The 15,713-nt window shown below is 48.7% G+C and carries 8 protein-coding genes; 4 read left to right on the forward strand and 4 right to left on the reverse strand.

The window, feature by feature from the left end; genetic code table 11:
* Positions 1-23 precede the first annotated feature (23 nt).
* The 4 genes from G8759_RS23640 to G8759_RS23655 all read left to right on the forward strand — a co-directional run bounded on the left by G8759_RS23640 (position 24) and on the right by G8759_RS23655 (position 8,378).
* Positions 24-794, forward strand: coding sequence for a LytR/AlgR family response regulator transcription factor (locus tag G8759_RS23640; RefSeq protein WP_167213497.1), 771 nt, complete (start codon positions 24-26; stop codon positions 792-794).
* Positions 795-914: 120 nt separating this feature from the next.
* Entirely contained in the window at positions 915-3,767 is a 2,853-nt protein-coding gene (locus G8759_RS23645; protein WP_167213503.1) for a M16 family metallopeptidase, read from the forward strand.
* 181 nt (positions 3,768-3,948) lie between these two features.
* The gene (locus G8759_RS23650) at positions 3,949-6,804 is read left to right on the forward strand and encodes a M16 family metallopeptidase (protein ID WP_167213507.1); all 2,856 of its coding nucleotides are present in this window, start codon (positions 3,949-3,951) and stop codon (positions 6,802-6,804) included.
* Between the two features lie 167 nt (positions 6,805-6,971).
* On the forward strand, positions 6,972-8,378 hold the full coding sequence (locus tag G8759_RS23655) for a leucine-rich repeat domain-containing protein (RefSeq protein WP_167213510.1): 1,407 nt from the start codon (positions 6,972-6,974) through the stop codon (positions 8,376-8,378).
* 105 nt (positions 8,379-8,483) lie between these two features.
* Here G8759_RS23655 and G8759_RS23660 read toward each other — a convergent pair whose 3' ends face one another.
* The 4 genes from G8759_RS23660 to G8759_RS23675 form a co-directional block, all read right to left on the reverse strand.
* Positions 8,484-9,185, reverse strand: a complete 702-nt coding sequence (locus tag G8759_RS23660) for a VIT1/CCC1 transporter family protein (protein WP_167213513.1) — start codon at positions 9,183-9,185, stop codon at positions 8,484-8,486.
* Position 9,186: 1 nt separating this feature from the next.
* Positions 9,187-10,425, reverse strand: coding sequence for an efflux RND transporter periplasmic adaptor subunit (locus G8759_RS23665; protein ID WP_167213517.1), 1,239 nt, complete (start codon positions 10,423-10,425; stop codon positions 9,187-9,189).
* A 31-nt stretch (positions 10,426-10,456) separates the two neighbouring features.
* Positions 10,457-14,860, reverse strand: a complete 4,404-nt coding sequence (locus tag G8759_RS23670; RefSeq protein ID WP_167213520.1) for a CusA/CzcA family heavy metal efflux RND transporter — start codon at positions 14,858-14,860, stop codon at positions 10,457-10,459.
* A gap of 252 nt (positions 14,861-15,112) precedes the next feature.
* A complete protein-coding gene (locus G8759_RS23675) occupies positions 15,113-15,499 on the reverse strand; it encodes a hypothetical protein (RefSeq protein ID WP_167213523.1) in 387 nt (128 codons plus the stop codon).
* Positions 15,500-15,713: the final 214 nt, after the last annotated feature.

A 15,713-nucleotide genomic window follows, 5' to 3' on the forward strand; every position in this document is an offset into this window, starting at 1 on the left:
AACCTGGAAAACCAAAAACGCAAATGACGATCCTGCTGATTGAAGACGAACCCCTCATTGCCAGGCAGCTTCAGAAGCTGGTTCGTCAGTTGGAACCTGGCGCAACCATTGAAGGGCCACTGGCCAGCGTGCAAAGCATTTGTGATTTTCTGAGCAACCATAAATCACCAGACCTGGTCATTGCCGATATACAGCTCTCCGATGGTGTGAGTTTCGAGGCATTCCGGCAAGCCGATTTAAACGCACCGGTTATTTTCACAACGGCCTACGATGAATATGCCATTCGCGCTTTCAAACTAAACAGTATCGATTATCTGCTCAAACCCATCGACCCCGATGAGCTGAAAGCTGCATTGGCAAAGTATCATCGATGGGTAGCGAGCAGTGCCGAGTTGGGCGATCAGTTCAGGCAATTTCTGGCTCACATTACCGAAAAACAATCATCTCCGCTTTATAAACGTCGCTTTACAGGACATTACCTCCGCCAGATCGTATCCGTTCCGCAGGAGCAGGTAGCCTATTTTCTCCGCGACGAGGTAATTTATCTGGTCAATATGGCCGGTCAGAAATTGATTACAGATTATAAAACGCTTGATGAGCTGGAAGAACTCGTCGATCCAGGCTGTTTTTTTCGGGCCAGTCGGCAGTGTCTCCTCAGTCTGAATGCCGTTTCGGGCTATCGTTCCCATTACAGTGGCAAGCTTCAGTTGCATCTCAATACACCGAATGATACACTGGACTTAATGGTCAGCAAAGAGAAATCCGCCCTGTTCCGGCAATGGTTTGAAGGCTAGGCAATTAGAGACGATACCGTTTACACTAAATTTTGTTAAAAGTTCAGCCTTAGCTGTGACTTAGTGATTAATACTGTGTAACTATACGAGTAGTTTCCACCCCAAACGAATCGTATTCTTATGCAAACCTCCCTTCTCCCTTCTGGACAGCGTCTGTCCGTCTGTTTGCTAACAGGCTTATTGACAATCGCTTTACTCCTTGGTAACGGATCAACAACCCTTGCGCAGAACAACTCGACAACCTTGCCGGAAGGCATCACGAAAGTAGCAACCGTTGAGGGCATTACGGAGTATCAGCTAAAAAATGGCCTGCGGGTTCTACTCTTCCCCGACCCATCCAAAGCAACCATCACGGTCAATATTACCTATCTGGTGGGGTCACGGCATGAGGGTCTGGGCGAAACCGGCATGGCTCACCTGCTCGAACATATGGTCTTTAAAGGCTCAACGAGGCACAAGAATGTTCCGCAGGAGTTGACCGAACACGGCTCATGGCCCAATGGTACGACCTGGTATGACCGCACGAATTATTTCGAGACATTTTCAGCAACCGACGAAAACCTGAAGTGGGCACTGGATCTTGAATCGGATCGAATGGTTAACAGTTTCATCAAAAAAGAGGACCTGGAAACCGAATTTACAGTCGTGCGTAACGAATTCGAAATGGGCGAAAATTCGCCCCAGTACGTGCTTATGGAACGCGTTCTGTCGTCGGCTTATCTATGGCACAATTATGGCAAATCGACCATCGGTTCTAAAGAAGATATCGAACGGGTACCCATTGAGAACCTGAAAGCATTTTACCAGAAATATTACCAGCCCGACAACGCCATTCTGCTGGTAGCCGGGAAATTCGACGAGCCGAAAACCATGGCATTGATTGATCAATATTTCAGCCCGATTCCCAAACCGACTCGTTTACTCAATCAGCCCTATACGGTTGAGCCAACTCAGGATGGCGAACGGATCGTTACCCTCAAACGCGTAGGCGACACGCAGGGCGTAGCGGCTGCCTATCATACGCCAGCCGGTACGCATCCCGACTATCCGGTCCTGGATGTGCTGATGGATGTTCTGACGAATGAACCCTCCGGCCGACTCTATAAAGCGCTGATTGAAAACAAGAAAGCAGCCTTCCAGTATGGCTGGACACCAGCCCTGCATGATCCCGGCTTTGCTTACTTCTACGCCGAAGTACGAAAGGAGAACTCGCTGGATTCTGCCCGCAATGTCATGATGAGTACGCTCGATGAAGTGACTCGCCAGGCGCCCACGCCCGAAGAAGTAGAACGTGCCAAAACCAAGATTCTGAGTGGTATTGAACTAATGTTCAAGCAGGTAGACCGCGTAGGACTTCAACTCAGCGAATACATGGCAGCAGGCGACTGGCGGCTGGTGTTTCTATACCGGGATGCCATTCGCAAAGTCACACCGGCCGATGTTCAACGCGTGGCGCAGGCCTATCTGAAACCCTCAAATCGAACGGTTGGTCTGTTTTTACCCGATCAGAAACCCGACAGAGCTGAAATTACGGCGGCCCCCGACATTATGGCGCTGGTCAAAGACTACAAAGGGGAGCAGATGGTAGCCGCTGGAGAAGCCTTCGATGCCTCGCCCGCCAACATCGATACCCGCACGAAACGTGGGCAGGAAGCGAACGGGTTGAAGTATGCATTACTCCCTAAAAGCACACGCGGCAATTCGGTAAACATGCAGATTCAACTCCGAATGGGCGACGAAACGAGTTTGGCCAATAAAATGACCGCGGCTGGATTTACCGCGTCCATGCTTGAACGAGGTACAAAAACCAGAAGCTATCAGCAGATTAAAGATGAACTGGATAAGTTAAAAACAAGGGCGTATGTTTATTCATCCGGTCAAAGCGCCATTGTCAGCATCGAAACGTCGAAAGAAAACTTGCCCGCTGTGATGAAGATCGTGACCGACTATCTGCGTAATCCGACTTTCCCGGAAGCCGAATTCAATAAGCTGAAAGAAGAACGGCTTGCTCAGATTGAGTCGCAGAAACAAGAGCCACAGTCTATTGCGTTCAACGTGGCAGAGCGGACAATGAACCCATATCCTAAAGGTCATGTCTGGTATACAAAGACTTTCGACGAAGAAATTGACGATATCAAAAAACTGACCATCAACGATATACGTCAATTTTACAAGGATTATTATGGCACCCAGAACGCCGTTGTATCTGCTGTTGGTGCGTTCGACGAAGCGACGATACGAACTATCCTGAAAAATGATCTGGGTAAATGGAAAGCAGCGAAACCCTTTACCCGAGTTCCATTACAGCTCTTTGCGGATCTGAAAAACAAAACCGAGTCGATTCAGACGAATGACAAGGCCAACGCCATGCTGGTGACCGGGATGAAGTTCCCGATGCGCGACGACGACCCCGACTACCCGGCTCTTTACATGGCCAACTACATTCTGGGCGATGGCTTTCTGAATTCCCGGCTGGCAACCCGGATTCGGCAAAAAGAAGGGGTTAGTTATGGAGTCGGCTCCTATGTCTACGCCGATGATAATGATAAAGTAGCCAATTTCGGATCATACGCCATCTATAATCCTGAAAATTCGGAACGGCTCGAAAAAGCCTACAAAGAAGAAGTCGAGAAACTTGTTAAGGATGGGATTACAGCCGAAGAACTGAAAGCGGCCAAAACTGCCGTTTTACAGAACAATCAGGTCGAACGTTCGCAGGATGGATCGTTGACCCGTAAATTGGCGCAATACCTCACGAAAGCAGAAGGCCGCACATTTGCCTATGATACCGAACTGGAAAAACGTATTCAGTTATTGACGCCCGAACAGGTCAATTCGGTTGTCAAAAAATACATCGACTATAACAAATTGACCATTATAAAAGCCGGCGATTTTGAAAAAGCGGCTAAAAAGGCAACCGAAAAAGCAAAAACGCAACCCGCTTCGGTGGTAGGTGGCGGTAAGAACGATTAATTGTGGTTTACTGAGCTAGCGTGGTACAGGCAGGTAATAGAGACTCTCCCCTGCCTGTACTAGGAAAAATACCTACCGTTCATCCTTTTTTTTGGCAAGTAGCTGTAAAAATTATTGATAGTTTATCTATTTAATCTTACCTACACACTAAGTTTAGCATTACCCAACTAACTGTATTTTTATGCAAAACAACACTTTACGCTCCGGACAGACACCATCTGGAGGAAAACTGTCTGTATGGACGAGAAAGGGAACTCTGGCGACGGCCTTGCTGGTCGGTAGCCTGACCTTATCTTCCGCGCAGGATAAACCGGCAGCGATTACCCTTCCCGAAGGTGTAACAAAAGGTGCTTCTGTTGAAGGCATCACGGAATATCAGTTCAAAAATGGCCTGAAAGTACTGTTATTCCCCGACGCATCGAAGCCAACCGTAACGGTCAATATCACCTATCTGGTGGGGTCACGTCACGAAGGATTGGGCGAAACCGGCATGGCCCACTTGCTGGAGCACATGGTATTTAAAGGTTCCACCAAACACACCAATATTCCTCAGGAACTGACTTCGCACGGTGCGAGACCAAATGGTACGACCTGGCTCGATCGCACGAATTACTTCGAGACGTTTGCAGCAACCGACGAAAACCTGAAGTGGGCCCTCGACCTCGAGGCCGACCGGATGGTGAACTCGTTTATCAAAAAAAGCGATCTCGAAACTGAGTTTTCAGTAGTGCGTAATGAGTTCGAAATGCGCGAAAACTCCCCCCAGAATGTGCTGAATGAGCGCGTTGTATCATCCGCGTTTTTGTGGCATAACTACGGAAAATCGACCATTGGTAACCGCTCAGATCTGGAGAAAGTACCCATTGAGAACCTTCAGGCTTTCTACAAGAAATATTACCAGCCCGATAATGCCGTACTGGTTGTAGCCGGGAAGATCGATGAAGGCAAAACCCTGCAACTCGTCAATGAGTATTTCAGTGCCATTCCCAAACCCACGCGTATTCTTCAGCCAACCTATAGCGTTGAACCAACGCAGGATGGCGAGCGGGAAGTAACGCTTCGGCGCGTAGGTGATACGAAAGTTGTATCGGCACTATATCACATCATGCCAAGCTCGCATCCAGATTATCCAACTATGGATGTTCTGACCGAAGTGCTGACCAATGAACCCAGCGGACGGCTCTACAAAGCCCTGATTGAGACCAAAAAAGCGTCGCAGGAATACGGCTATTCGTTCATGACCAAAGATCCGGGGTACGTGTATTTCGCGGCTGAGCTACTCAAGGAAAGCTCGCTTGGCGACGCCCGGAAAGCGCTTCTCGGTACCCTCGATTCGGTATCGATCAAGGCCCCAACGAAAGATGAAGTCGATCGCGCTAAAGCCAAGCTTCTGAAAGACCTTGAAGTAAGCTTTAAAGACGTTGAACGGTTAGGTCGTACGTTGAGTGAATACATTGCAACTGGCGATTGGCGGTTAGGCTTCCTCTACCGCGATGCCCTCGAAAAAGTAACGCCTGCCGATGTTCAGCGTGTTGCTGGCTTCTACTTCAAACCATCGAACCGTACGGTAGGCGAGTTTACTCCGGAGCCCAAACCTGATCGCGTAGATGTACCAGATGCGCCGGATGTCGATGCTTTAGTCAAAAATTACAAAGGCCGGGCGGCTATTGCCAGCGGTGAAGCGTTCGACCCGTCACCGGCTAACATCGACGGTCGGACCCGTCGCGTAGAGCAACCCAATACCATTGAACTAGCCCTATTGCCCAAATCAACGCGTGGCAATGAAGTTAACGCCCGGTTAACCCTTCGGTATGGCGATCAGAAAAGCCTGATGAACAAAAGTGCTATTTCGGTTTTCACAGCATCTATGCTCGATAAAGGTACCACGACCCGCACGCGTCAGCAAATCAAGGATGAACTCGATAAACTGAAGGCTCAGGTTTCTCTGTTTGGTGGTGGTAACCAGGTCAATGCAACCATAAAAACCACGAAGGAAAACCTACCGGCCGTGTTGCGACTCGTTAGCGATATGCTGAAACACCCTGCCTTCGATCCCAACGAGTTCGAAAAGCTGAAACAGGAACAACTGGCACAAATTGAAGCGCAACGTTCAGAGCCTCAGGCACTGGCGTTTACCGCCTTTCAGCGCCAGATGAATCCCTATCCCAAAGAAGATATCCGGTACACCTCAACGCCCGATGAAGATGTAGCCGACGTAAAAGCCATGAAACTCGATGATCTGAAGCAGTTTCACAAGGATTTTTACGGCGCTCAGAACTCGACAGTAGCTATAGTTGGCGATTTTGATGAAACGCCGATCCGCAAAGTTGTTATGGATGAATTAGGCTCCTGGAAAGCGAAAAAGCCGTTTAGCCGGCTGGTGACACCGTTCAACGATATCAAGCCGACTCCGCAATCCATCGAAGCACCAGACAAAGCGAACGCGTTTCTCGTAGCAGGCGTCAACATTCCCCTGCGCGACGATGATCCCGACTATCCGGCACTGGTGATGGGTAATTATATTCTGGGTGGTGGCTTTCTCAACTCCCGACTGGCCGTTCGTATCCGTCAGAAAGAAGGTATTAGCTATGGCGTTGGCTCACAGCTTCAGGCCAACCCACTCGATAAAACGGGAATGTTTATGACCTATGCTATCTACAATCCCGAAAATGCCGAGCGTCTGACCAAAGCATTCCGGGAGGAATTGGATAAAGTGGTAAAAGATGGCTTTACGGCCGAAGAACTGGCTTCTGCCAAGTCGGGTTATCTGCAATCGAGGATGGTTGGACGGGCCCAGGACCCAGGGCTGGCCGGTACGCTCAACAACTACCTGTATCTGAATCGTACGATGACGTGGGATGCCGATTTTGAAAAGAAAATCAATTCACTGACTGCTGAGCAGATAAATGCGGCCATGAAAAAACATATCGACCCCGCCAAGATTTCGATCATCCAGGCTGGCGATTTTGCCAAAGCCGCCAAGAAACTTTCTGAAAAGCAGCCCGCTTCATCAGTGAGCGGTGGATCGAAAAATTAACTGGTTTCTGAACCGGGATTTAGCCGATTTTAGGATTATTCTGATTTTGTTATTCTGTTTCTCAACGAAAGCAAAATCCTGAAAATCCATAAATCTAAAAAAATCCCGGTTCTTTTTATGGAATTTAACTATAAATATAGTCATACTCCTAAACCTATCGTTTTCTCATGAAAAATCTACTTCTCTTTCTGCTGTTTAGCGGGTTTGCGCTATCGGGCCGGGCGCAGGTTAAAGTAATTTTATTACGCGATACCACTACTTATCAGGTAAGTCAGGCTACTCTTGCTAAAAAATATCCAGCCCTGTCTGAGTTACTTAAAGCAAAGCCTCAGGGCGCTTTCACGGTGATGCAGAAACAAGCCAAACAATTGGATGAGTTTGTAAAAAAACGGAATGACATACCCCAGAAAGGTTTCTATCTACATCTTCACGAATATTACCAATCTGATGGTAAAGCTCAATGGGTATTGGTTAATACAGATCGACCTCAACCCGATTCAATAATGGCAAAGGCCATAAAGGCCCTGGAAGAATTTTACTCGACAACATCCTATCCAGCTAGCGGAAACGTACCGTTCCGGACGATGTCGGTTATGCTATATGGGAAGTCATTTATTGCTCCCCGCACCGTTCGGCGGGGAGCAGGTATTATCAGTACGCTGGAAGCGGCCGAAAAAACAACCCGGCCCGATACCGTAAAAATGCTCGCGTTCAATCAACTGGATTTGGGAGCCGTACCCGAAATCGTCTATCGGTTTCCAAAGCTGGAAGAACTGGATTTATCGAAAAACGCACTACATGAATTACCCGCCCGGCTAACTGCCGACATTCCAACCCTTAAACGGTTGAGTCTGCTATACAACGTCATTCCCGACGATAGTGTATTCATTACCCGCAACAAGCATCTCCAGGCGCTAAACTTGCAGGGCAATCGATTGACCCAGGTGCCAACGTCTATCCGAAAGAACCGCCGTCTGGAAAGTTTATGGCTGGGAAATAATAAACTGAAGGAACTGGATGGCAAAACGCTACGTAGGCTTCACCAGCTCAACGACCTGAATCTATATAACGCTGGGCTGACTCAACTTCCCAAAACCATCGGAAAGCTCAAGCATGTTCGGGTTATGGATTTGTATTACAACAAATTAACCGAACTCCCCCGTCAGATCGGCCGAATGAAACGGCTCGAGCAGTTGGCCGTTGCTCATAATGATCTGAAGGAATTACCCCCATCGCTGACCAAACTTCGCCGATTACAGGTTTTATACGCACACCACAACCGGATTAGCCAATTACCTGATTCGTATCAGAAAATGACTTATTTAACGATCCTTGATCTCGGCTACAATTGGTTTTCGGTGGCTCCTGAGGTGCTGGCCGCACTACCTTCTCTGGAAGAACTTGACCTGAGCAATAATAATTTACAGGAATTACCTCGCTCATTGGGCGAGTCGAAACGATTGAAGAAATTGTATTTACGATCAAATCCGCTTTCTGGTACTAATGCTAAATCGGGTCCGTATGCACCGATCATTCAGCAATTGGAAGCCAATAAAACCGAAGTATTCTACTAAAGCTTATGCTGTAAAACATTCCGTCCTGGCTTACAGTCTCCATTCTCGTGGTTCGGATTTTCAGGTTCGAACCACGAGAAGCACTTGACGAAACCTAAAAGTCATTTACCCAAACAATCTGGCTACACCAAAGGCAGCCGAAGCCGCCAGTGCTCCAATGAACATTACCTTAAACGCACCGCTGACAGGCGGCTGGCCCGTAACCTGACTTTTAAAATACCCAAAAACGAACAGGCAGATCAGTGTCACAATGCATGAGTACAGAAGTGCTTCATGTGGATGAGAAACGAGTAGATAGGGTGAAAGCGGAATCAGGCCACCGAAAACATAAGACAAACCGATTGTCAATGCACTCTTTGTTGCCCTATTCGGATCGGGTTCATCCAGGCCAAGTTCATACTTCATCATAAAGTCTACCCATTTTACTTTGTCTTTAGCCAGTTCGTCGGCAATGGCCGTCTGCAAAGCCGGACTGATGCCCATCCCGGCAAACACCTCACGTACTTCCGCCTTTTCGCGTTCGGGCACCGATTCCACTTCGGCAATTTCCCGGCGTCGTTCTGATTCGTAATGGTCAGCCTCGGTGCGTCCGGCCAGATACCCACCTAACCCCATAGCAATTGAACCAGCTACGATTTCGGCAATGCCCGCTGTCACGACAAGCGATGAACTGGCAACAGCTCCGCTCAGGCCAGCCGCCAACGCAAAGGGAACGGTCAAACCATCGGACATACCAATAACGATGTCGGAAATAAGATCCGAACTTCGCATGTGTTCTTCGTGGTGGATATAGCCAATGTCCGTCATTTTATTCCTCTTCGCTATTGTTCAGTTTTGACAGTAAACTATAAGCCCCGTTCACGACGATTGGTGTTTGTTTCGGGTCGATATCAGTTGGCAATGTAATTGCGATATAACCATTTTCGCGAATACCCGTTTTAATCTCTACCTGCCGGAATTGATACGTAGTGGGTTTTCGCTGTCTGTCTTCCAGAATGTAAATCAGTGATTTACCGCCATAACTTAGTACCGCAGTTTCCGGTAACGACAACAAGGGCTGGGTTTTAATGTCCACTTGCCCGGTCACATAGCCACCGGGGGTATAATCACTGTCTTTACCATCGGCATGGGCCAGCACCTGAATCGTTCGGTCAGCGGCAATCGATTTGCCGATCAGAAAAATGGTAGCCCGGTGGTTCAGTTGCGTCTCCGCTCCGGCCACATCGCCCCCCATCCTGAAGCGCACCACCTGCCCAGCGTGAATAAGGCTGATGTCTTTCTCGAAAATATTCACCTGAACATGTAAGTGATCGACATTCGTGATTTGTACTAGTATATCGGCGGGATTCACAAAGCGGCCATTGTTGACCGGAACCTCGGTAATGAATCCTGACACCGGCGATGGCACAGCGATCGTACGCTTCAGGTTAGCGGGTGTTATTTGCTGCGGATTAATCCGTAGCATGGTCAGTCGCTGAGTTAGCCCGGCCAGTTGTGCCTGCAAGCTCTGGCGAGTCGAACGGGTCTGCTGAAAGACTTTTAGGGCATTGACATTTTCGCGGCTTAATTCCTGCTGTCGGGCAAACTCCAGATCGGCATAGTCGAGTTTAGCTTTTGTGTCCAGGTAATCCTGTTGAAGTTGAACATAATCTGGATTTTCGAGAACCACCAGCGTTTCTCCTTTCTTTACCCGCATACCCGGTTCGAGGTTAATCTTCCGGATATACCCACCTACTGGCACTGATACCGACACCTGATTTTGAGCAGGCACGTCGATCACGCCATTTACTTTGAGGGTTGTACTCAGCGTCTGGAAAGTAGGTTGCCCCAACTGAATCTCAGCCACGTTATATTGTGCCTGCGTCAGCGAAATACGAACGGGTCCGGCTGATTTACCAGAATCGGCCTGCTGGGTTGAATCCTGAACTGAAGTTTGGGATTCCGCCGTAGTCGTATCACTCGACTGGCAGGACCATAAGCCAGCCAAAACACTACCGATAAGCGCAGCACTCAAAAAAAAATATACATGTGAACCAATTGATTTCATAAAGTCGATCATTGAACAGTGATGGATGTCGTTATGGATTACCAAGCAGGTAATTGATGTAAAGTACCGATTGATTGTATTGATTCAACAAGTCGAGATAGTTTGACCGGATGGTAAGGGATTGCTGTAAAGCTAGCGAAAACTCCACGTAGCCAATATCGCCACCACCAAAAGCCCGTCGGGCGTGATTCTGAATCACATCGGCCTGAACAAGTCCCGTTTCTTCGTAATAAGCCAGCGCATCCCGGTACTGCGTATACTGTCTGACGGCCTGCTCAAGCTGTTTATTGAGCGAAAACTGCTGATTCTGTAAATCGGTCTGTGCGATCTGTTCGCCAATACGGGCTGCATTGATGCGTGCTTTCTGGGCCTGTCCCAGCAACGGAAATGTAATACCTACCTGTCCCCCATTGAACCGATAACCGGGTCCAAAATACAACTCCTGACCATTAATAAGCTGATTTCCCACAAGCGTCTGACTGAACAGGCCAACCAGGAAGTCAGGTTTCAGCCGGGCCTGTTCAACGAGCCGGGTTTGCTGAGCTACCTGAATTTGCTGTTGTAGCTGCCGAAGTAAAGGATTCCGAACCAGAGCCGCCGTATCAGCGGAGAGTGTTAGGGTTAATTTAGGCAATCCCAGCATAGGTACATCGATCGGTTCGCGACTATACAGAAGCTCCTGTAAACGCGTTCGGGCAGCCGTAGCGTTGGCTTCATTCTGCGCCAGTCGGACGCGCTGATCGGCCAGCTGGCTTTCGGCAGTTGCCTTTTCCAGCATACTTGTTTCGCCCACCCGAAGCCGCACTGCCGCAGCCTTAACGAATTCAGTCAACAGCGTATCCTGTTGCTGAAACAAGTGCCGTTTCTGGTACAGATAATTCAGATCATAATAGGCCGATTTCACCTGATACTGCACATCATTGCGCGTTACCAGCACACCGGCTTCCCGATTGGCAACGGTCAGATCGTTCAGCTCCGCCATTCGGCGCATCAGTGTCGGATTCGGAATGGTCTGCGTAACGGTCAGGTTGTTGTCGAACCGGCGGCTGTTGTATTGCCCCAACATGGCCGTAACCGACAGACGTCCAGCATCATAGGCAGTCCGGCGCAGAGCCTGCTGCTGGCTAACGCCCAGCCCGGCAATCTGTACCTGGGCATTGCGGGCAGATGCTACTTGCAGGGCCTGATCGAGCGTAATGGTTTGGACGGCAGGACTAATGGCCTGCGCCCAGCCACTTCCCGAACTCAGCAGCAGCAAAGCAACAATCGAAGCCACTGTTTTAGCTGGTGCGGCTGTTTTCTGGCGGGCTTTTGCCTCTTTGTCCAGATTTTTCTTTTCTACCAGCGAATACAGAATCGGCAGGACGATCAGCGTCAGCAAGGTAGCCGTTAGCAGTCCACCAATAACGACCGTTGCCAGTGGTTTCTGAACCTCTGCCCCTGCCGAGTTCGAAATGGCCATCGGAATAAATCCGAATGAAGCGACCAATGCTGTCATGACAACGGGCCGAAGACGTACCTCTGCCCCTTTTCGAATAATCTCAATCATATCGGTCAGACCCTCTTCGTGTCGTAGTCGGTTAAATTCGGCGATCAGGACAATACCGTTGAGCACCGACACGCCAAACAGGGCAATGAATCCAACGCCTGCCGAAATACTAAACGGCATATCACGAAGGATCAAGGCAAATACACCCCCAATGGCAGATAAGGGAATGGCCATAAAGATGAGCAGGCTCTGCCGAATGGACCCGAATGTGAAGAACAATAATGAGAAAATTAGCCCCAGCGCGATCGGAACAGCAATAGACAGGCGTTTTTTGGCATCGATAAGGTTCTGAAACTGTCCTCCATAGGTAACGTAATAGCCGCTTGGAAACTTAATTTGCCGGTTCACTTTTTGCTGTACTTCGGCCACGATACTTTCTACATCGCGGCCCCGAACGTTGAACCCCAGCGTAATGCGTCGATGTGTGTTGTCGCGCTGAATCTGGTTTGGTACCTGCCGTATACTAACCTGAGCAATCTGCGCCAGCGGTAGCTGCTGTCCGGCAGGTGTGGCCACGTATAGATTTCGAACATCGTCGATGTTCTGGCGCTTGTCGGAAGCCAGCCTGACAACCAGATCGAAGCGTTTTTCGCCTTCGAATACCAGACCCGCCGACTGGCCTGCAAAAGCCGTATTGATCGTACGATTCACGTCACTGACATTCAGGCCGAATTTAGCAATCTGGGCCCGGTCCAGTTTGATCAGAATCTGCGACAAACCAGCCACTTGTTCAATATAGAGGTCTTTAGCCCCGCTAATAGTACGAATACTACTTCCTACCTGATTAGCCAGTTTCTCGAGTTGCTCCAGATCGTCGCCGTATATTTTCAAAACAACATCCTGCCGGGCGCCGGTCATAAGTTCATTAAATCGCATTTGCACGGGTTGCTGAAAGCCAAACGTTACACCCGGAACCACCGAAAGCGCTTCGGCCATTTTATTAGCCAGTTCATCGCGAGTGGAGGCACTTGTCCACTGCTCGCGGGGTTTTAGGATGACCATCAGATCGGAGGCTTCGATTGGCATGGGATCAGTCGGAATTTCGCCGGAGCCAACTTTAGCCACCACCTGTTCTACTTCCGGAAATTTCTTCAGCAGTATACGCTCTGCTTTTAATGTAGCATCAACTGTTTCTGATAATGAACTTCCGGTCAGGGTTCGTGTATCGACGGCAAAATCGCCCTCATCGAGTTGCGGAATAAATTCTCCCCCCATTCGGCTGAAGAGAAATCCGGCAACAGCCAATAACGCCAGAGCGCAGGTTAAAATAATGAACCGATGCCGCAGGGACCCTAGCAGAACTGGCTCATAGACGCGCTGAATCCGCTTCATAAGCTTATCAGAAAAGGTTTCTTTATGCACGACCGTTTTGTTCAGGATCAGGGCCGAAATCATGGGAACATAGGTCAGCGAGAGAATAAAAGCGCCCAGAATCGCAAAAGCCACTGTTAAGGCCATCGGTCTGAACATTTTTCCTTCAATACCCGATAAAGCCAGTATCGGCAGGTAAACAATCAGGATAATAATCTCGCCAAAAGCTGCCGACGAACGAATCCGGCTGGCCGCCCCAAACACTTCATCGTCCATTTGCTCCTGGGTAAGTGTCTGGTCTTTGTTGCGCAGCATGATGTGGTGAAGAGTCGCTTCGACGATAATCACAGCCCCATCCACAATCAAGCCGAAATCAATGGCACCCAGACTCATCAGATTTCCCGAAACACCGAACAGATTCATCATGGCAATGGCAAAAAGCAAGGCCAGTGGAATGATCGATGCCACCACAAAACCAGCCCGAAAATTCCCGAGCAGCAATACCAGCACAAAAATGACGATGATGGCTCCTTCCAGCAGGTTGCGCTCTACGGTACCAATGGCACTATTCACCATTTTGGTCCGATCCAGAAACGGTACAATGGTTACACCTTCAGGCAGTGTTTTCTGGATCTCAGTGATCTTTTCCTTTACCCGTTTGATTACTGCGGAGGAGTTTTCTCCTTTAATCATCATCACAACAGCGCCAACTGTTTCACCCTGGCCATTTCGGGTAACGGCCCCGTAGCGCACTGCCGCGCCAATGCGTACCTGAGCCACATCACGAATACGAACAGGAAAACCCTGATTATTGAGACGTACGGAGATATTGGCAATGTCATCAGTTGATCCAATTAACCCATCCGACCGAATGAAGTAGGCATTTGGCTTTTTGTCGATGTAAGCACCGCCTGTATTCTGGTTGTTTAGCTGGAGGGCAGTAAAGACGTCATTGATGGTGATTCCTACGCTACGGAGCCGGTCTGGATCAACCGAAATTTCATACTGTTTAAGCAAACCGCCGAAACCACTTACATCAGCGACGCCGGGCGTTCCCAACAACCCCCGCCGAATGGTCCAATCCTGAATCGTGCGGAGGTCGGTTAGTGAATACCGCCCTTCGTACCCTTTTTTCGGAACAACCGTGTACTGGAAAATCTCGCCCAGTCCGGTTGTGACAGGGCTCATACCAGGTGTACCCACGCCAGGTGGAATCTGTCCGGCTATATTTTGAAGCCGTTCGGCTATTTGCTGCCTGGCCCAGTATACATCCGTAGCATCCGTAAACACGACGGTAACAATGGAAAGTCCAAATCGCGAAAACGAACGAATTTCGGTTAGATCGGGAATATTTGACAAACTGACTTCAATCGGAAACGTAACGAGTCGTTCGATGTCTTCGGCAGCCAATGAGGGGCTGCTGGTAATTACCTGTACCTGATTATTGGTAATATCGGGCACGGCATCAATGGGTAATTGCGTTACCGACCAGCCGCCCCAGATTACTAACGCAAGCGTTAATAGCCCAATAATGAGTTTATTATGGATCGAGAAATTAATGATAGCGTTCAGCATAGAACTATGCAATTCTTTATTACGAAGGGAATCAGTACGCCAGATGGGCAACGCAAATACAAGCGTTGATACTCTGGTTCACGACAGAATAGTTTTGATGATTGGGATAAACCGACTCGGTCTTTCGGCTATACCCTCGGGATAAAGCACATCGATGGCGGCTGTTCAGCAAATGCTAAACGTACCAGTTGCATTCATCCAACAAGTGTATGGCTTGCCAATAAGACACACCTCACCCATAAAATGCAAAAATTAAGCTCGGGGAGGATTGATCAGCGAGAAAACCGCCAAAAATGAGTACAGATCTGCTTTCCGAATAAAGTCGGCCTTATAGTGCATGATCACCTGTACACTTGACGAAACGACAAGGCGAATTGCATTCGGCGTAAAAACCGGGCCCGAGTGACCGGCAGAAGGCAAATTATGATGACTGTGCGTAGGATGCTTCTGGTGTTCGGAATTAGCGCCATAATGCATGGCCAGAAAATCCAGAAAACTCAGATTACTGACTTCTTTTTTGTGCTGCTGATAATGCTGCATCAATTCATTCCACTTCGCCGACTGGTCAATACTGAAGCCTGGCAGCAAACTGCTCCCCAGTAGTAAACAAGACAATAGGATGGCAACAACTGACCTCATAGCTTCGCGGCTTCACTTCCTAAACGCATGGATCGACTGAAAGTTTCAACACCTGATCAGGCAGGTCTAATTTAGAAAGAATCCAATGGTAATGCGCTACGCCCAAAATCAACTCTCTATTGATCAGCGCTCTATCGGACGAGATAAACCAGTAGCTCTCATTGAAAATCAGAATAGATATCGATTACACTTCTTGCAGTCTGTCTGTTTTTCC

It is taken from the genome of Spirosoma aureum, from assembly GCF_011604685.1.
Classification (GTDB): domain Bacteria; phylum Bacteroidota; class Bacteroidia; order Cytophagales; family Spirosomataceae; genus Spirosoma; species Spirosoma aureum.